Source organism: Mechercharimyces sp. CAU 1602 (genome assembly GCF_024753565.1).
Lineage (GTDB): Bacteria > Bacillota > Bacilli > Thermoactinomycetales > JANTPT01 > Mechercharimyces.
The window spans coordinates 136,975-155,678 of record NZ_JANTPT010000001.1 but is presented as its reverse complement, the minus strand read 5'-3'; the positions used below and the strand labels follow the sequence as shown (position 1 = coordinate 155,678).

Below are 18,704 nucleotides of genomic sequence, written 5' to 3'. Positions count from 1 at the left end.
AAAAGGATCTAGAAGAAAAAATGATCAATAAAATGTAGTCGCAATTATATATACTATCATTAATATTTATATATAACAATAGATATATAGAATTATTCTATTATAAAATAGAATGTAATACAGTATATTGGACATAAAAACCAACTAAGATAAACTAAGTTCAATCACTGAAGAATGGCGAACCGGTCATGACGAAAAGAAAGCGACGTACGTTACTCATAATTTCAGATAGCAAATGTTGCAACTGCACAGATATAGAAAGGCGTGAAAAATTACATCGATATGAGCTGACAGCATCCGTCTATGACAAGTGGAGCAAGACAAAATCAGAGTAGTGATTCAATCAAAGAAAAGGATAGCCGAACTACTGAGATCCTGCTAAGAAAAAAATCAACGTCTAATTGAAGTAATCTCTGTCAAGTAGACAGGAATTAAAAATCCTTACGCAACACTCTGATCCTTATCAGTAAGTTGTTTAATTTCTTTTGAAAACGTTCCTGGTTATAAAAGTGAATGTATTGGTGAACAGCATGCCTCACTTCGTCAGCAGTACGAAAACGATGAAGGTGAAAGCATTCAGATTTAAAGTGACTAAAAAACTCTCAATTCAACCTTCTCTCGACATACTAGCTCGAATATTGTACTTTTTCTAGAAAATAGTTGTATTGACGAGAGGTATATTGAAATTCTTGATCGCTATGTAATAGAACGTCACTAATCTCTCGTTTCTCTCTTGCTATTAATGGTATTGATAAGAAAAAATCTCGTTGTTGTATGAATCCTAACGGTAGATAAATAAAGCTTTTGTCCATTGAATATTAGATAGTTGAAGCGGTTACACAATTTCTCATTTGGCTTTGAAGCCAAAATCTCACGATCTAAATGATTTTTAGAGATGAAATAGGCTTCTCTTTTTCCATAACAGGGTCATTTCTTGCAAATAACTGCTTCCATGCCCACCTCTCTCATCAAGCGTTGCACCCATTTATGATTGAGCTTGTGTAGATACGTCCGTTGTAACCAAGCCTTGACTCTCCTGTATCCATATATCCCATTGGATTTTCGTGTGACATTCCTTCATCCTCACCTTTAATTGTTCATCCTCTAACTGCTTATTTGAAAGTGAAACCTTTCTTATTCACCACTGATAATAACCACTCGGGAATCTTTCCGCAATGTCCCACCACAACCTCAGTTTATAGGTCTTCGACATTTCTTTTATGACGAAATATTTTGTGCGATAATAGGGGACTTCTTTCTGTCACTTTTTAAGGGCTTTTTTAGCATTTCGTTCTCCGCCCGCAGTCGTTGAATTTCTGTCTCTGGATCTTCGGATCATTTTCTTGGTCTTCATTTGCCATTTCCTTTTGTTTTGCCCCGCAGTTCTTCTAATCCTACTATCCCTTCTTCCTTAAATGGCTTTACCAATAATCGAAAGGTTTTTGTATCGATTCCTTACCTTTCAGCGCTTGTTCAATAGCCCATTTTTCTCTTAAAATACATCTCAACTGAGTCCCTTTTATAGCTTACTTCGTACGTCCTATTTTTTCTCCCCATAGAAAGGTCCCCTCCATAGTTAACAGATTAAAATGGTTTCTTTTCTCTATCCACTATAAGGGGATCATATCAAGCCACGCTGACCATGGGACACAGGTAAAGTTGACCCGAATTAACCATCTCAAATCCCCGGTATTAGCAATATGCAACCTCCTACAAAATACCAGGTTCGTCTCACTATGAGAAAAGTGAGCCATCACTATCAAGAGAGTTAAAAGTAGTTATAAGCGATTTAACTTATGTGCGTGATCAGCAAAAGCGGCAGCATATTTTTGTTTTTGTCGATCTCTTCAATCCTGAGATCAATGGGTATACTACAGGATCTAAGAAGAATACTCAGCTAATACACTTCCATTCAGTAAGACCTATCGAAAATTGAAATATTTTATACTGACCGAAGGAATGAGCTTAGAGATAAGCGGCGACGAAACTCTTGAAGCCTTTAAGATTCGGCGAGTCCCTTATGGCAATTGCAATAACGGAAGCAATAATCAAGCTGATCAAGACAGAATTTACAACTGCCCAATTAAATTGGTTAATAATATTCGAATCCACAGTACTTTCTATTATTTAACACCAGTAGAGTGCAAACCGATCTTCTTAAAAAATCTGTCTAGTTTACTGTTGACAATCCATCATCACTTTAACTAAGCTGCCCTTCCTATAGTAATATTGCCCTCCCCCCTTCGCAAATCGTAAGAGATAGGGTAGGATGGAAATATTACGTTTTAGATGTAGAGAAGGAGAATGGGAGATGGAGCAGAAGAGAAGAACAATCATTACCACTGCCTTGATGTTGGCGATGTTTATCTCAGCGATTGAAGTGACGATTGTAAATGCGGCGATGCCGACAGTTGTGGGGCAATTAGGGGGAATTTCTCTTTATAGTTGGGTCTTTTCTGCTTATATGCTTGCCAATACAACGACTGTTCCTATCTATGGAAAGTTGGCTGACCTATATGGGCGTAAGCCTGTGTTTATTATTGCCATTCTCCTATTTATTACTGGTTCCGCTTTGTGTGGGTTGGCACAGTCCATGTCACAACTGGTCTTCTTTCGTGCTTTACAAGGGTTAGGGGCAGGAGGAGTGCTACCCATTGCCATTACGATTATTGGTGATATTTTTCCCTTTGAAGTAAGAGCGAAGATCCAGGGATGGTTCTCCTCTGTGTGGGGCTTAGCAGCGATTATGGGACCTTTCCTTGGAGGATGGACAGTCCAGCACTTTTCATGGCGCTGGCTCTTTTGGTTTAACCTCCCTCTTGGCTTAATCATTATTGCGATTATCGCTCTGTATCTGCCTCGAAAAGAAGAGCGTTCTTTTGAGCGAATCGATTATACTGGAGCGACGCTATTATCCTTCACCGCCATTACCTTTCTTTTTACCACCCTCGTACTGGGAGAAAAGGGATTCTTCTATTTACCCGCATGGGGCTTACTAATATTGGCTCTCATCTTACTAGTAATGTTTATCTTGTGGGAGCGAAGAGTAGAGCATCCATTCCTGCCCATCACTCTCTTTAAGAACCGGATGATCGCTTCTAGCAACTTAAGTGCTTTTTTAACCGGGATGGGAATGTTCGGTGCTATTTCATTCGTTCCTCTTTTTGTTCAAGGTGTGCTTGGGAAATCTCCCACGCTAGCAGGTCTTGCAATCACCCCACAAGTTGTTGGGTGGAGTGTTGCCTCCGTCATTTGTGGTCGCTGGGTACTACGGTCAGGGTATCGTCCCCCTATTATCCTCGGTGTACTAATGGTAACGGGTGCTGCTGTGCTGATCTTACAGATGAATGCACACACTGCTTATCCTTGGGTACTGGTCGCTATGCTGATCCTCGGCTTTGGACTTGGTTTGTCGATGACAGCATATATTATTGCGGTTCAAAATGCCGTTCAAACAAATGAACGAGGCGCTGCCACCTCTTCACAAATGTTTTCGCGCTCGATGGGGGGAACGATTGGGGTTTCCATCCTGGGAGCTGTAATGACGTTCCGTATGAAAGAAGAGATCGAACAATATATTTACTCACATCAAAATGAATTAAGCCAAGAAACGATCGGACAATTAAGGCAGGCGGAGGGAATAACGACCCCTGAAGGGCTGGCGGCTCTTCCACAAACAGTGGCTGATCTTGCTCCTTCCTTTTTGGCACAAGCACTCGATACAACCTTTCTTACAGCCAGCTTTTTTACGCTACTCGCTCTTATCGTTGCCTTCTGGCTCGTCCCCAAAGGGAGTGCGCAATCTTTTGCTGTTAAAGAGTAACAAAAGAAAAGGAAGCGCTAATCAAGCGTTTCCTTTTTCATGCATCGCTTCACCTGTTCTATATAAGTGGCATACAAGTGCTGGGCATCAGACTCGCTCTTGCCATGGACGATAAGACACATCTGATGATGGTACCCATCGGGATATATGAGCACCCAGCCTCCCTCTTCATACACTTTCATCCCATCACGCAGCTGCTTCTTTTTCCCCTTCGCTTGAGCGATCAGCTCCGTCATCCCGTGCGCCAACAATGGACGGGGAACAGGGTGTGCTCCCCTTACCATATGGTAAGAGGGAAGACTACTCACAATTTCTTTCCACCTCATTCCTAAACGTCCTACATAATCGGCTACGATCACGAGTGCGCTTAATGCATCATAAACAGGATGAAACGAGTACTGACTCGCCTCTAACACGGCACGTGGCATAAGCGAAGTCCATTCCAAAGGAAGTGCATGCACACGAGCGACCTCTTCTAATGCTGTCGGTGCACTCCACGGTAAGCTAGTCGCTTTTTGTTTAGTGGAGAGTGCTGCTACATAAAGAAAAAATAATTGCTCTTGCGTCAATGGGTGCCCGTGCCCATCGTATAAGGTTAAACACTCTCCTCCCTCATCAGTGGAAAAAAGAAGAGATTCTTCCCCTTTATCTCCTATCTGTACCCGCTGGGGCGTATTTGCCGCTTGCCGTACTATAGCAACCCACCTACAGCAAAGAGAGGTGAAAAAATCTTGTGCCAGCCGTCCCTCCCGTCTTAAAGGCGCAAAGTTACTTTCTATAATAAATTGTTGTCGATAGTTTTCCACCACTTTAGAGTGAAAACGTACTCTACCTACTTGGCTGGGGGACCATTCGTCTTCCCCTAATTGGTATGCCCACTCCATCTTCCTCTCTCTCTCTTGCGCGAGAGGCAATCCTTGATTGTCTATAAATTGTAGCACCATCTCTCCGGCACCGATAACCAGATGAACTCCTCCACTACCCCTCACATTTTGGACAGCAAAACGCGCTAATGGAAAAGTGAGCTCACCGCAATCTACTACATTTACACCCTCACTACATAAACCTACGGTCAAGGTTTGCTTTAGTAGTTGTGCTAACGGATGTGTACATGAAGAAATCACCACTTCGCCTGCTTTGGATACGACAGAAGTAAACGCCCGAGCTAATCGAAACATGAGCGCGGGTGTAGTATTAGGGAGAGGGATTCGTACTTTATTTTTATAGAAGAGAGTATGCCTTCCCCAAGCCTCATCCTGATTTTCTATTTGCCCCTGTAGGGTCAAGTTTGCATTGGCTATGATTCTCTTTCCGTTACCCATACAAACCCGAGAGCCTATGCGAACACGGTCTCCTATAACGCAACCTTGTTCAATGGTACACTCCTGACCCACATATACCTGACGACCCAGCATAGCCTTTTCTATACGAGACTCTTTTTCCACATGAGTATGGCCCCATAAAATACTTTCTTTAATCTTTGTATTAGGCGCAAGATGGACTTCAGAACCAAGCACTGTGCCTGCACCTACTGTTGCGCCTGCTGCGATCACACTATTTGCTCCTATATAGACTGGAGGAATAAGGGTTGCAGACGGATCAATTTTTGCACCTTGCTCGATAAATATCCCTGGTACTGACACAGATTCATCACCGTCAAGTTTTAACCGCACTTGTCGCTCCATCATATCTACTTGAGCTTGATGATATGCTTGGAAGGAGCCGACATCGCACCAATACCCTGTCGTTAGAAATCCATAAAGCGGTAAGCGACGCTCTAACATAACCGGAAAAATATCTTTTTCAAAGTATGCTTCTCCATCCTCTAATAACTGCTGCAGAAGGCGTGCTTCAATAATATATATCCCGGTATTCACCCTATTACTTAATACTTGCGACCAACCTGGCTTTTCAATAAAACGCTCAACTCGCCCTTCGTGATCACACATTACAACACCAAAAGGCAATGGATTTTTAACACAACTAAGTAAAATCGTTGCTCTTGATTGCTTCTCCTCATGAAATGCGATCGCCTCAGTCAGGTTGATATCCGTTAACGCATCACCACTGATCACAAGCACCGTTTCATCCAAACATGTGCAACAATTCTTTACTCCTCCTGCTGTACCTAGCGGATGCTCTTCCTCTACATACGTAAGAGAGACTCCCCACTTAGAACCATCTTGAAAATATTTTTTAATCTGTTCTGCCAGATAAGATACCGCTACCACAATATCGGTAATACCGTGCTGTTTGAGTAGCACTAAAATGTACTCCATACAGGGACGATTAAGTAACGGCACCATCGGCTTAGGGAGATGAGAGGTTAGTGGTCGTAACCGCATGCCCCGCCCCCCTGCTAAAATAACCGCTTTCAACTATACTCCCTCCTTTGTTCCACCGATTTCCATGACCCTACTATCCTCAGTAAGGAAGAAAAATGTACATATGCTAAGGAAATCATGCCCCTTCTCCTAGTACTGGTACAACCATAGAGAGACTCCTAGCTTGCGTAAATAGAAGCCAACTCCCTGCTCTCCTGACCCCTACATGAAGGACCGTACAAAAGAGAGTGATCCAGCGAGCAGGAATACTTTCTCTAATTCCATTACCATGAGACGTCATCCAACACTCTCTTCTCCTTATCCCCTATCGCACTAGGCTACCGCCCCCCTTTTTTTCTGAAATCACTTGTTCATATACTGCCAAGGTCTCTTTTGCAATCTGTACCCAATTATAGCGGTGTGACAGCTCTTGATACCCGTTTAACGCCATTTGTTTCATCTCACGCGGGTGGCGCAGTGCCCAAATGATACTTTCCTGCAATAGATCAATACGATTGTACGGAACCAACACTCCATTTTGTCGATCAGTAATCACTTCTTTTAACCCTCCTGAATCGGAGACAATCACAGGTGTTTGGTGTGCGAGCGCTTCTAACGCTACAATGCCAAACGGCTCGAACTTGCTAGGGAAGACACAGAGGTCAGCGATACGGTAAATTTGATCGCGAAGTTCATCTTTAATAAAGCCGAGAAATTCTACTTTTTCCTGTAAACCCAGGCGATCACGCAAAGCGTGTAGTTCTTTGTCGTAATAACCCTCCCCTGCAATCAGCAATTTCACATTGGGCTCTTGCTCGATTACGGCGGGTAGAGCTTGCAATAGTAAATGAATTCCTTTCTCAATCACTAATCTACCTACAAAGAAAATAAGTTTCTCTTCCGGTTTGGAATATGACGCGCGTAATTGTTTCAATTCTTCTGCTGTTACGTGTCCTTCCTCGGGTAAAGGGACTCCGTTAGGGATGACCGTTACCTTTTTATCGGGGGAAATGTGCAATATTTCATTTAATTCATGCGAAATTGCTTGACTAACCGCAATAAAGTGGTCACCAATTTGCACCATCTTCAACTCACTCTGATGTCCTGCATCATGTTCTGGAACTCCTGCCGCACGGTTTCGTAATGCTTGAACCTGATGGAAGGTGGTCACCATCGGAAAGGAGTAGCGTTCACGTAAGCTTTCCCCCGCATAATTAACCAACCAATCATGAGTGTGCATGACATCAAAGCGAAGACCCTCTTCCACCAGCCTATCTACTTCCTCCACCATGTCCAAATTTAAATGAAAAATCCAATCGTACATATTACCTGCATGGTTTGCAAATAAGCTGGAGAGTCGGTGCACATGAACACCATTTCTTAACTCGTACGAGGGCGCATTTTCTGCCATACTTGTCACCACATGCACCTCAACCTGATGATGCACCAATCCCTCTGCTAAGCCACAAACAGCTGTCGCCAATCCCCCCACAACCCGCGGTGGATATTCCCAACTAAGTATAAGTAAACGGAGCGGTTGTTTCTGTGAGAGTAGCTCTGTCTGTTGCGTGTCATCCGCTTGATCCGATTGTCTCTCTTCCACTCTTGCCTCACACCCTTCTTCACTGAATTCCCCACTTAATAAATGTTTCGTACTCGCATATGCGAGTACGAAAAACTAAATTTAACTAACGACCGTACGAAGTAACTCCAAAAACAAGATTACCTGAAGCACTGTAACCTGAAACAGTTAGCGGCGCATAGGACTCACACACTAGGTTAGTTGGGAAGCTATAAGTGACTATGCTAACCGGATACGCAGATGGTGCAAACGGAAGAGCATAATTAGATACAACGAAATAACTGGATGCGGAATACGGAGAAACACTATAGGATGTTGGAACTGGACCAGGACCTGCACCAAATCTTTCATAAACAGTCGGAAACGGTTCAGGACCTGCAAATCCCGGTAAAGGACCTCTACTGAGTCTATTATAAAAAGTAGGAATAGGAGGAACATGAGCTGCTCTCACTTGCTCTTCACGTTCTACTCTGTCCTCTCTTTTTGACACGGTTACCCGCTCCGAATGTGCTAGTGGAAAAAAGTGCCCGTTTTGAAAGAGGCCAAATTGTGCTTTATACTGCCCGGGAGCTACATTGCGAATCGTGCAAGAATCCACCTCCCCCTTAACAAACGCATCTCGATAATCTGCCACTTTCACTTCTTCACTTTCATACAGGCGGAATAATCGTACACCTCTAAGTGCTTTTGACACCGCTTCCCCAAAATATGAATCGACCATCTTTTGCTTCGATTGTGAAACATGCCAATGTGCACGTACAGTTTGATCATCTGTTACTGTAAGATATACTTTATTGGGCTCTGTAGGCATACCTTAACCTCCATTCATCTGAATTTTTGTAATTATATAGCTAACGTCATTAAACCGGAACCCCGAGTCTGGCAAGGACCTGTTTCGCATTCGAACGTCGAAATGGAACATTGATCGTTCGAACTTTACCACCACGCTGCACTTGAACTTGAAGCCACATCACCTGGCCACGAAATCTACATGAGAGTAAATCCCTTACATTGTGTCTATAATTGCGGTTCATCTTGCCACTCCCTTCTATTTTAAATATTGCATAAAATGGTTTCATGCAATAATTATCTTATGAATATGAAGAATATCCTGTATATGCGCTTTCATCAAAGAAAGAAAAACAAGCTGATAAACTCGCTTTTTTATCATAGTTTACTAGTTTACACAAAAAAACTGGTAGCTACATAGCACCAGTTTTGCCTAGTCTGTTCAATTCTTTTGCTTAAATTCCATCTTATCCGTATCCCAATACCATTCATATGTCTTCACAACATCACCCTTACCATTCAGGCGATCAATCACCAGTTGCTCTACCGGACCTGAATCTTCTGTGCGTATTAACGAAACGTAATAAGAGGTCTCCCAGTCATAAGTAGGCTCTACTTCGTTCTCCTCACTACCAATCCTATTCCGTTTCCCTTTAAACAACACTTTCCCTTCAGCACCGAGTAGAATCACTTCTCTGACTTCACCCTGATATGCGATCATTTTCGTCTCCTGTCCTTGTTCCAATTCCTCCGCCACTGCAATAAGAGAGGAATAATGCTTACTTTCAGCTCGTAAGGGGCCGCGGTAAATCACCTTTCCCTTCCTTTGCATCTGTAAGTCTATCTGCTCCTGCAACTTTTTTTCCGAGTGCACTGTACGCACGGTTTTTAAATCGAATGTATAGGTATGAAGCTTAATACCACCCGTCTCACTCCACAAAGGCACCAATATTGTCCATTTTTCCTTCTGTGCCGTATAGGATGTGAGCAGTGCTTCTTCACCAACTACGGCTTCTCCTCCAACTGACCATTCATGTAATTTGCGCCGCTCGTCACTGCTCACTTCATCCATCCAGAGAGCAAAATATCTCTCGTCCCTCTCCACTGTCAACTCTTCTCCCCCACCTGGAGCCGTCACAAGGGGAATAGATTGATTCATTTTGATCCACTGGGGTTGTACTGGAACTTTAATTCGAAATCCCATATCGATCATCTGCTGCGCCGCTTCAATCTGCTCCTGATGCCCCTCTTCATACTGAAGTGAAGTATAAGAAGGAATATATATGGAAGCAATAACTTTATTCAATCCTGTATGATGGATATCCAACCGATAAGCTTCTTCTTCTTTTGCATGTACGATGGAAGCCAAATATACTCCATCGTAGCTATAACCTAGTAGATACGGCTTCTTGTCCGCATAGGCAAGAAACCCTTCACGACTGACCAACTCGACGAGTTGTGGAACCGTCTGTTCCTGGTAAGGAGAAAATACTTTAACCTTCTCGCTCTCTTCTTCACTCGCTTTTTTTACCTCTTTAGATGGATCATCTTTCGCTAGTGCTTGGCACCCCATTAGTGTTAAGACAAAGCATACTCCTAACACGAGGCTCTTCCATAGGCGCAATCTGGTCACCTCATAACCGTCTCTTTCTTCCATTTTAACGAAATCATTGTTTTATATCTACCTGGTTCTCCCACATTTTATACCGAGTTGGTTTCTGCTATTTTCGACTAAAGAGAGCGGATTCATCAAACAATACAAAAAGATATTTACACCACTTCATTCGTTATCGCACGAATAAGGAGTAGATGACAATTCATACCGTTCCCATCAACACTCATATGCAGTTAATTCAATGGACTCCTGATCATGCTTCAGACTTATTCAGACTGATTGAGACCAATCGCACCCACCTTTCTCCATGGTTGCCCTGGATAAAAAACACAAATTCACTTCATGATATCCAATCATATATTCAACGTTCACTTATTGCAGCGAGCAAACAGGAGTTTCATTTTGGTATTTGGTTGGATCAGCAATTGATCGGTTCCGTCACAATAGAACGACTTCACGCCATCCACCGCGTCGCCGAGATCGGATATTGGGTTGCTAAAGAGATGTCCGGTAAAGGCTATATGGAACTAGCTGTACGACGGCTCATCGCTTATCTGTTTCAAGATCTGAAGCTTAACCGCTTAGAGATTCGCTGTACTCCAGCCAATCAACGGAGTCAGCGCATTCCACAAAAGGTCGGGTTCTGTTACGAAGGTCGACTGTGTGAAGCGATCTATATGAACGGCCGTTTTCACGATTTACTCATCTACGGATTAACCTACACCCGATGGGACGAACTCGAACGTCTTCCTAAACAGGATAACACTGATCCCGCTGCTACTCTATCTCTTCCTCCCTTAATGTAGCACAGAAGTCTACATGTATCTTCTTCGCTTTAATGATACAATAGGACAAAAAAGGGGAGCACCATGCGTCTACGAAGAAATCCGAAAGCAAAGGAAATCCTAAACGAACACCCACTCGTAATAAATGAACCACAAATATATAAAGGCAAGTGGTCTTCTTCTCTCTTCCCGCAAAATGCGCCTCTCCATGTAGAACTGGGCACGGGAAAAGGGCAGTTTCTTGCTCAAGCTAGTCAAACTCATCCGCATATCAACTGGCTCGGAATCGAACGGATCGAAGAACCGCTCGTACAAGCCATTAAAAAAGCGACTGAAGGGGAAGAAACTCCGACTAATCTCCACTTTATTTGGATGGACATCAATCATTTAAACGATGTGTTTGCAGAACAGGAAGTAGCACAATTTTATCTCCATTTTAGCGATCCCTGGCCAAAATCTAGACATGCGCGACGTCGCTTATCCCACCGTCATTTCCTTGAGGTGTACGCCCGACTCCTCCATCCGACGGGTCGACTTTCATTAAAGACAGATAACCGCGATCTTTACTTCTTCACCTTAGAAGAACTGGAGGTGAGCGGCTACCATATCGTTGAAAAGTATGAAGATCTACATCACAGTAGTGCTGCAAACGACAATATAACTACCGAGTATGAGGAGAAGTTCTCCTCACAGGGAATGCCAATCTACCGTGTGATTGCCGCACCCCCCTCTCACACAGAATCTCTTACATCACCTTGACATCGCGCCCTTTTTGCGACATAATTATTGTTTGTAGGCTCAACTAATTGAGGATAGCAACAAACGATAGGTGATGGAATCACCCTCACTAGCCCGCCCTCGCTCTTTTTAAGAGCAGGTACAACGTATTTCGCCGCTATCCGGAGTACGCCCTGTAATTTTCGCGCGCTAGCACTGACCGGATCCTGTCATTTGTGCAAACTGCAAATGATGAGAGGAGCAAGAAAATATGGCACGTTATACTGGACCGCGTTGGAAAATCAGCCGACGCCTCGGAATCTCCCTATCGGGAACAGGTAAAGAAATGAAGCGCCCTTACGCACCGGGACAGCATGGTCCCAACCAGCGCCGTAAGCTGAGCGAATATGGGCTTCAATTACAAGAAAAACAAAAGCTGCGTTTCATGTACGGATTGAACGAAAAGCAATTCCGTAAGTTATTTGATCGCGCTGGTAAGATGAAAGGTGTTCATGGTGAGAACTTCATGGTTCTGCTTGAATCCCGTCTAGACAACTTAGTCTACCGCATGGGCTTGGCACGTACCCGCCCACAAGCACGCCAAATCGTTGTTCATGGTCATATCACCGTAAATGGCCAAAAAGTAGACCGTCCAGCGTTCCAAGTAAAGCCTGGCGATGTGATTGGTTTGCGTGAAAAAAGCCAAAATCTGCAAGTAGCGAAAGAAGCTGTTGAGGAGCGTTCATTCCTACCAGAATACCTCCAATTCGATGCGAACAAGCTAGAAGGCACCTTCAGCCGTCTACCTGAGCGTTCTGAACTACCTGCTGAAATCAACGAGCGTATGATCGTAGAATACTACTCTCGTTAATGATAAAAAACCATCCCTAGGGATGGTTTTTTCTATGCCTATTGCTCTCCTTCTCCTAGCTGATTTATTTTTTAGGCGAGGGCACATTCATCACTTTATAGGTTTTCTCTATGATACAATGGGGAAAACAAGCGGAATAGAGGAGGTACATGCTTATGGGGACCATTCAAATGAGTAATCCTGCAACAGGTGAAGTAATTGGACAATTACACGAAAAGACAGAGGTTGAAGTTCACGAAGCGATGCGTCACGCACGCAATGCTTTCCCCGCTTGGCGACAAACACCTCTTACCGAGCGTATCGAGTACATTAAGCAGCTACGGATCTATCTGGTACAACACGCTGAAGAGATCGCTGATAAAATTGTAGCTGATACAGGAAAAACACGTGTAGAGGCGCTGATGACTGAAGTATATGCAAGTGTAGAATTCCTTAAATACTATGAGAAAGAAGCGCCCTCTATCTTAAAAACAAGGAAGGTACGCACCCCCCTTGCACTTTTTGGGCATCGTTCAGAAGTACAATACCGCCCGATGGGGGCAGTCGCTGTCATCTCTCCATGGAATTATCCCTTACAACTCTCACTCGTCCCAGTCGTCTCCGCTTTACTCGCTGGAAACACCGTACTGTTAAAACCATCTGAAGTTACTCCACTAACCGGCGTACTCATGGAGGAAGCATTAGCCTCAAGCGGGTTGCCAAGACATGTTGTGCAAGTAATCCACGGTGGAAAAAGCGTAGGACAACACTTAATCGAATCGCTTCCAGATAAAATCTTTTTTACTGGCAGTGTCGCCACCGGCAAAAAAATTATGGCACATGCCGCCGAACATCTCATTCCCGTCTCCATGGAATTAGGCGGAAAAGATCCCATGATTGTCTTTGCTGACGCTGATCTCAACCGTGCGATCAACGGAGCTCTCTGGGGCGGACTAACCAATGCAGGTCAAACGTGCATCAGTGTAGAGCGACTTTATGTCCAGTTCGAAATTTATGGTGCAGTTGCCACGCGCTTGCGCGAACAAGCAGAAGAACTTCAATTCTACAATGGACATGAAGGCGATATCGGCTCCATGACCGATCCTCGGCAAGTAGAGATTGTAGAAGAACAGATTCGCGATGCTGTCGAGAAAGGGGCAACCATTCTATGTGGGGGCAAACGAACAGAACCGGGTTCACTCTACTTTGAACCAACCGTCATCGTCGATGTAGATGATACGATGAAAATTGCCACCGAGGAAACATTTGGTCCCGTTATCGTTATGATGCCCTTCCATACAGAGGAACAAGCGATTCAACTTGCCAATCATTCTACTTATGGACTTAGTGCCAGTGTATGGACAAAAGACTTAAATAAAGCTCACCGCATCTCCAATCAATTAGAATGTGGTAGTGTTGGTATCAATAATGTAATCGTTCCATTTGCCAATCCACACATGCCGTTTGGTGGGGTGAAACATAGCGGTATCGGTCGTTATCACGGACCTGAAGGGTTGTATGCCTTCTGTCATACTACCTCTGTAATGGTGAACAAAGGAACAAAAAAACGCGAACTTCACTGGTATCCCTATACCAAAGAAGCCGAAAACGCCATCCGTTCCCTCATCCGTTCTATGTATGGGGATCGCTTCCGTTTATCAAAGACAGAACTAAAAAATATATGGAAACAATTCCGCCGGCAAGAGTAGTCTATTCGTACCCTCCACCTATAAAAACAGCCCGTCCTTTAGAATTTACACAGGTCGGGCTGTTTCATGATCATAAACACAGGCGAATACCTACTTCATTATCACACGCGCAAACTTCCGCTTTCCTACTTGTACAACCATCTGATCCACCACTTCAACTTGGGCATTATCATCTACTACTTTCTCCTGCTGAATCTTTACTGCTCCTTGTTTTATCATGCGACGCGCATCTCCATTGGAAGCTACTAAGCCTAAGTTGGAAAGGAGTTGCACAACCCATATCTTCCCATGAACCAATTGCCCTGCGGTGACGACTACTTCATCAATTTGATCCGGCAACGCACCTTTTTGGAAAATAGTTTTAAAGCGATTTTCTGCCCCTTGCGCCGCTTCTGCTCCGTGGTACATGCGAACTAAGGCACGAGCGAGTCCCATCTTAGCATCACGAGGGTGAACGGAACCGTCTTTTAACCCAGCACGTAAACGATCTACCTCTGTCAACGGCAAATCGGTCGTCAGCTCATAATACTTCACCATCAGCTCATCCGGAATAGACATTGCCTTCCCATATATCTCCTCTGGTGCTTCTGCTATTCCGATATAGTTACCTAAGCTTTTACTCATCTTCTTCTCGCCATCCAGCCCTTCTAGCAACGGCAACGTCATTATTACTTGTTGCGCTTGTCCATACTCTTTCTGCAATTGCCGCCCCATCAAAAGATTGAAAGTTTGATCCGTCCCTCCAAGCTCAACATCGCTGCAGAGTGCAACAGAATCATATCCTTGCATCAATGGATAGAAGAACTCATGGATACTGATCGCTTGTCCTGACTTATACCGTTTCGAGAAATCGTCACGCTCCAACATCCGGGCTACCGTGGTGCTGGCTGATAGGGTAACGACATCGCTAAAAGTAAGTGGAGACAGCCAGGAGCTATTAAAGTGAATCTCTGTCTTCTTCTTATCAAGGATTTTAAAAAGTTGTTCCGTATACGTTTTCGCATTATTAGCAACTTCTTCTTCTGTCAGTTGCTTGCGTGTTTCCGACTTCCCGGTCGGATCCCCAACACGTCCAGTAAAATCACCGATGACAAGTTGAACAACATGCCCTAGCTCTTGAAACTGGCGAAGTTTATTTAGAACGACAGTATGCCCAATATGCAGATCGGGTGCTGTCGGATCCAGTCCCAACTTTGCTTTTAGCGGTTCGCCTGTCTCCAAGGAGCGCTGAATCTTCGTTTTCAGCTCCTCCACAGGGATAATTTCAGCTGTACCCCTCTGTAAAATATTTAATTGACGATTAATCTCCTGCTCCATCTCTGGACGTACTACCTTCTCACTCATCGTGCTCCACCTCATCTCAAATATATAAAAATAGCCCCTCCTAGAAAGGACGAGGCTACCCGCGATACCACCTTTATTAAAAACAGGGTGATCCTGTTTTTCACTCATCGGATAACGGGATTGGCTCCCGTTCATACAGTGCAACCAGTGCAATATATGAATTGCTCCCAGGTGTAATTCGATCGCTATCGCCTTACTGGTTCGCACCACCCACCAGCTCTCTTAAAAAGACTAAGATAACGTCTACTTCGCCTGTTCCTCGCAAAAATTTGTTCCTTTTAGTGGTGAAACATACGCCAAGTTTCCCCCCATATATGATATAATATTACCTCAGATAGCCATTATAGATCAAGCTAAAAGAGAAACTTAGCAACACTGATGAAAAGATTGGGCGCCTGTGCATATACATTTACACAGACAGACTCTTCTCACCCCTTTCAGCTTGAAAGAATGTTCATCATTCGTTTCCATATATCAAACCAATATTGCATATGTATTGTAAACAAAAAAGAGATCGATGCTATGTACTTTAATTTCATCTTGTCATCGAATTGTGATCTGAACTAACCCATGTAAGAATCATAACGCCTAGATACCGATCCATCCGAGGGGGTAGCATACCCGCTCATTCCGTCCTGCCCATTTTTTATATATAAGGAGGCTAGCGCTTGATGAAGACAAAACCTGATCCATCTATTCCTGACCAAAAGAAGCGCCCTCTAGCGCGGATTTTACGAGGAACACTCCTAACACTTTTTATCTTTTTCGTTATTACCGCCACACTCTCACTAGCTACTGTAGGTGCGGCAATCGGAACTGTTGCGGCATTAGTCAAAGATGAACCCATCCGGGATAAAAACGAATTAACCGATAATTTAACCAACCTCTCCGAACATAGCATCGTCTACTTTGGTGGAAAAGAGGGCGAGGAACTAGGTGCACTGCGGTCCAATGAACTACGTCAAGTCGTTAATCTCGATGATGTAAATAAAGACCTCATTGAGGCACTGATAGCGACTGAAGATCGCACCTTCTGGGAACATGAAGGGATTTCTCCTCGTGGATTCACCCGCGCACTCAAATCACAAGCAGAAGAGTATTTATTCGACAAGGAGGGGGCAAGCGGTGGCAGTACACTCACGCAGCAACTAGTGAAAAACCAAGTCTTACAGGATCGTGGGAAAGACCTGGATCGCAAAGCCAAAGAACTTTTTCTCGCCCTCCGTGTGGAGCGCCTGTTTAGCAAAGAAGAAATTTTAACCGCTTATCTAAACAGTCTCTTCTTTGGAAAAGGGTACGATAACCGGCAAATGTACGGTGTACATGCCGCTGCCGAGGGACTTTTTAAGAAAAACATTAAAGACCTCAACCTTGCCCAGTCTGCCTACCTAGCAGGCATGGCGCAGCGTCCCAATGCCTACAACCCCTACAGCAGTAATGGGAACACTTCATTTGGAAAAGACCGGATGAAAGAAGTTCTCTATAATATGCTGGAAACAAAGAAGATTACTAAGAAAGAGTACGAAGATGCTCTTGCTTTCGATATTGAGGGTTCATTTAGCAAAAGAAGTGGAAACTCTTATACAAAATACCCCCATATAATGGAGGAAGCGTATAAACAAGCATATGAAGTGCTACTGGAGTTAGATGATGTCAAATTAGAAGAACTCTCCGATAAAGAAAGAGAGAAAGTGAGTAGTGAATACCATCGGAAATTAGAAACTGGCGGATATCGGATTTACACAACAATCGATAAAAAATTGTATGATGCGATGAACAAATCAGCCAAAGAGTTTAAAGGATATGGGAACGATGAAAGGCAAGTAGGCGCTGTACTCATGGATAACCACACGGGGGCTGTACTTTCCTTTGTTGGTGGGCGTGACTTTAATAAAAGCCAACAAAACTTTGCACTTAATGTTCCCAAACAACCTGGCTCTACTATCAAACCTCTCCTCGACTACGGTCCGGCTATGGAAGAAGGAATCATCTCTCCTAATTCCATTATTATCGATGAAGAAACACGCTACTCTAATGGACAAAAAGCACCTAGCAACGCTGGTCGAGGTTACATAGGTGCAAAAACTGCTAGATACCATTTAACGTATTCCTACAATACTCCTGCTGTAAAGTTAATTAAGTCCTTAGGAGTTAACAGAGCACTAAGTTATCTCGATAAAATGAACTTCCCCTACGTCACCCTAGCCACTGATCCTGTTACTGGCACACAAGTTACTGATAAAGTTGAACCTATCGCAATTGGTGGCTTTACTTATGGCTTTACTGTAGAACGCATGACAGCTGGTTATGCCATGCTCGCTAACGAAGGGAAATTTAATGAACCGCATCTTATCGCTAAAATTACCGATAACGATGGAAATATTGTATACAAACACGAATCTGAAAATGTAGAGGTACTCTCTAGTCAAGTCGCATATTGGACAACTGACATGCTTCAAGACGTTGTGAATAGAGGAACTGCTACTGCAATTAATAAACAAGGCTACCCATACTTAGCAGGAAAAACGGGAACCACCAACAATGATGTTGATGCTTGGTTCATCGGTTACACCCCCGATGTGTCACTCGGCTTATGGATGGGATACGAAAGAAATCGAAGTCAAGCAGGTCAATCCTATATCTCAAAAGCAATTTGGAACGAATTATGGAAAACAGTAGTGAAGACCAACCCTGACATCTCTACTAAAGCAAACTTTACTCCACAGCCACCTATGCCTAATGTCCATTACGAATCCAAACCAAAACCAAAAGAAGAGAAAGACGACGATAACAACGGTGGCGGTAACAACGGTGGTGGCAATAACGGCGGTGGTGGTGGTAATGACGGTGGCGGCGGTGATGACGGCGGCAATAACGGTGGTGGTGGCGGTAATGACGGTGGCGGCGGTAACGGCGGTAACGACGGAGGTGGTGACGGTGGCGGCGGTGACGGCGATAACGGCGGCGGCGGTAATCGTCCGCCTGAGCCCCCACCAGATGAAGAAGAAACCTCTTCAGACCAAAGCAATCAGACTACAGATGCCCCATCCGACGATGAAATTATTGAAACAGAATCGATTGCTCGATTCCACTCCACATAAATGTAGATATAAAAGAAGTAGGTTTTTCTCACACAAAAGGTGCGTGCACACTGCTCACGCACCTT

At 43.9% G+C, this 18,704-nt stretch carries 11 protein-coding genes, 2 pseudogenes and 1 other annotated feature; of the genes and pseudogenes, 6 read left to right on the top strand and 7 right to left on the bottom strand.

Annotated features, from left to right (window positions below; translation table 11 throughout):
* Positions 1-431 precede the first annotated feature (431 nt).
* Together NXZ84_RS15165 and NXZ84_RS15160 are read right to left on the bottom strand one after the other, a co-directional pair.
* Positions 432-587, bottom strand: a pseudogene (locus tag NXZ84_RS15165) (IS3 family transposase); the annotation flags it as partial.
* A 340-nt stretch (positions 588-927) separates the two neighbouring features.
* Positions 928-1,056, bottom strand: a pseudogene (locus tag NXZ84_RS15160) (IS3 family transposase); the annotation flags it as partial.
* Between the two features lie 1,255 nt (positions 1,057-2,311).
* On the opposite strand from NXZ84_RS15160, the gene NXZ84_RS00830 reads away from it, so the two are divergent.
* A complete protein-coding gene (locus NXZ84_RS00830; protein ID WP_258838410.1) occupies positions 2,312-3,823 on the top strand; it encodes an MDR family MFS transporter in 1,512 nt (503 codons plus the stop codon).
* Positions 3,824-3,840: 17 nt separating this feature from the next.
* Here the strand turns inward: NXZ84_RS00830 and NXZ84_RS00825 are convergent, their stop codons facing one another.
* The 4 genes from NXZ84_RS00825 to NXZ84_RS00810 form a co-directional block, all read right to left on the bottom strand.
* A complete protein-coding gene (locus NXZ84_RS00825; RefSeq protein WP_258838409.1) occupies positions 3,841-6,201 on the bottom strand; it encodes a sugar phosphate nucleotidyltransferase in 2,361 nt (786 codons plus the stop codon).
* 271 nt (positions 6,202-6,472) lie between these two features.
* Positions 6,473-7,750: a glycosyltransferase family 4 protein gene (locus NXZ84_RS00820; protein WP_258838408.1), complete on the bottom strand. Its 1,278-nt coding sequence runs from the start codon at positions 7,748-7,750 to the stop codon at positions 6,473-6,475.
* A gap of 85 nt (positions 7,751-7,835) precedes the next feature.
* Positions 7,836-8,540, bottom strand: coding sequence for a hypothetical protein (locus tag NXZ84_RS00815; protein WP_258838407.1), 705 nt, complete (start codon positions 8,538-8,540; stop codon positions 7,836-7,838).
* 420 nt (positions 8,541-8,960) lie between these two features.
* The gene (locus NXZ84_RS00810) at positions 8,961-10,175 is read right to left on the bottom strand and encodes a hypothetical protein (protein ID WP_258838406.1); all 1,215 of its coding nucleotides are present in this window, start codon (positions 10,173-10,175) and stop codon (positions 8,961-8,963) included.
* Between the two features lie 185 nt (positions 10,176-10,360).
* Between NXZ84_RS00810 and NXZ84_RS00805 the strand changes: the two genes are divergently transcribed.
* The 4 genes from NXZ84_RS00805 (at position 10,361) to NXZ84_RS00790 (ending at position 14,194) form a co-directional block, all read left to right on the top strand.
* Complete coding sequence (locus tag NXZ84_RS00805; protein ID WP_258838405.1) at positions 10,361-10,939, top strand: GNAT family N-acetyltransferase; 579 nt, start codon at positions 10,361-10,363, stop codon at positions 10,937-10,939.
* A 63-nt stretch (positions 10,940-11,002) separates the two neighbouring features.
* A complete protein-coding gene (gene trmB, locus NXZ84_RS00800; RefSeq protein WP_258838404.1) occupies positions 11,003-11,677 on the top strand; it encodes a tRNA (guanosine(46)-N7)-methyltransferase TrmB in 675 nt (224 codons plus the stop codon).
* A gap of 229 nt (positions 11,678-11,906) precedes the next feature.
* The gene (gene rpsD, locus NXZ84_RS00795) at positions 11,907-12,506 is read left to right on the top strand and encodes a 30S ribosomal protein S4 (RefSeq protein ID WP_258838403.1); all 600 of its coding nucleotides are present in this window, start codon (positions 11,907-11,909) and stop codon (positions 12,504-12,506) included.
* A 155-nt stretch (positions 12,507-12,661) separates the two neighbouring features.
* Positions 12,662-14,194, top strand: a complete 1,533-nt coding sequence (locus tag NXZ84_RS00790) for an aldehyde dehydrogenase family protein (RefSeq protein ID WP_258838402.1) — start codon at positions 12,662-12,664, stop codon at positions 14,192-14,194.
* Positions 14,195-14,284: 90 nt separating this feature from the next.
* Here NXZ84_RS00790 and tyrS read toward each other — a convergent pair whose 3' ends face one another.
* Positions 14,285-15,538 (bottom strand): tyrosine--tRNA ligase, encoded by a 1,254-nt coding sequence (gene tyrS, locus NXZ84_RS00785; RefSeq protein WP_258838401.1) that lies wholly within the window; start codon positions 15,536-15,538, stop codon positions 14,285-14,287.
* 42 nt (positions 15,539-15,580) lie between these two features.
* Positions 15,581-15,807, bottom strand: a binding site (T-box leader).
* A gap of 402 nt (positions 15,808-16,209) precedes the next feature.
* On the opposite strand from tyrS, the gene NXZ84_RS00780 reads away from it, so the two are divergent.
* The gene (locus NXZ84_RS00780; RefSeq protein ID WP_258838400.1) at positions 16,210-18,639 is read left to right on the top strand and encodes a transglycosylase domain-containing protein; all 2,430 of its coding nucleotides are present in this window, start codon (positions 16,210-16,212) and stop codon (positions 18,637-18,639) included.
* Positions 18,640-18,704: the final 65 nt, after the last annotated feature.

What these genes read in the sequence shown, in the direction of transcription:
- NXZ84_RS00830 (WP_258838410.1), top strand. Translation starts at nt 2,312, where the DNA reads ATGGAGCAGAAGAGAAGAACAATCATTACCACTGCCTTGATGTTGGCG.
- NXZ84_RS00815 (WP_258838407.1), bottom strand. Translation starts at nt 8,540, where the DNA reads ATGCCTACAGAGCCCAATAAAGTATATCTTACAGTAACAGATGATCAA.
- NXZ84_RS00810 (WP_258838406.1), bottom strand. Translation starts at nt 10,175, where the DNA reads ATGGAAGAAAGAGACGGTTATGAGGTGACCAGATTGCGCCTATGGAAG.
- NXZ84_RS00805 (WP_258838405.1), top strand. Translation starts at nt 10,361, where the DNA reads ATGCAGTTAATTCAATGGACTCCTGATCATGCTTCAGACTTATTCAGA.
- trmB (WP_258838404.1), top strand. Translation starts at nt 11,003, where the DNA reads ATGCGTCTACGAAGAAATCCGAAAGCAAAGGAAATCCTAAACGAACAC.
- rpsD (WP_258838403.1), top strand. Translation starts at nt 11,907, where the DNA reads ATGGCACGTTATACTGGACCGCGTTGGAAAATCAGCCGACGCCTCGGA.
- NXZ84_RS00790 (WP_258838402.1), top strand. Translation starts at nt 12,662, where the DNA reads ATGGGGACCATTCAAATGAGTAATCCTGCAACAGGTGAAGTAATTGGA.
- tyrS (WP_258838401.1), bottom strand. Translation starts at nt 15,538, where the DNA reads ATGAGTGAGAAGGTAGTACGTCCAGAGATGGAGCAGGAGATTAATCGT.
- NXZ84_RS00780 (WP_258838400.1), top strand. Translation starts at nt 16,210, where the DNA reads ATGAAGACAAAACCTGATCCATCTATTCCTGACCAAAAGAAGCGCCCT.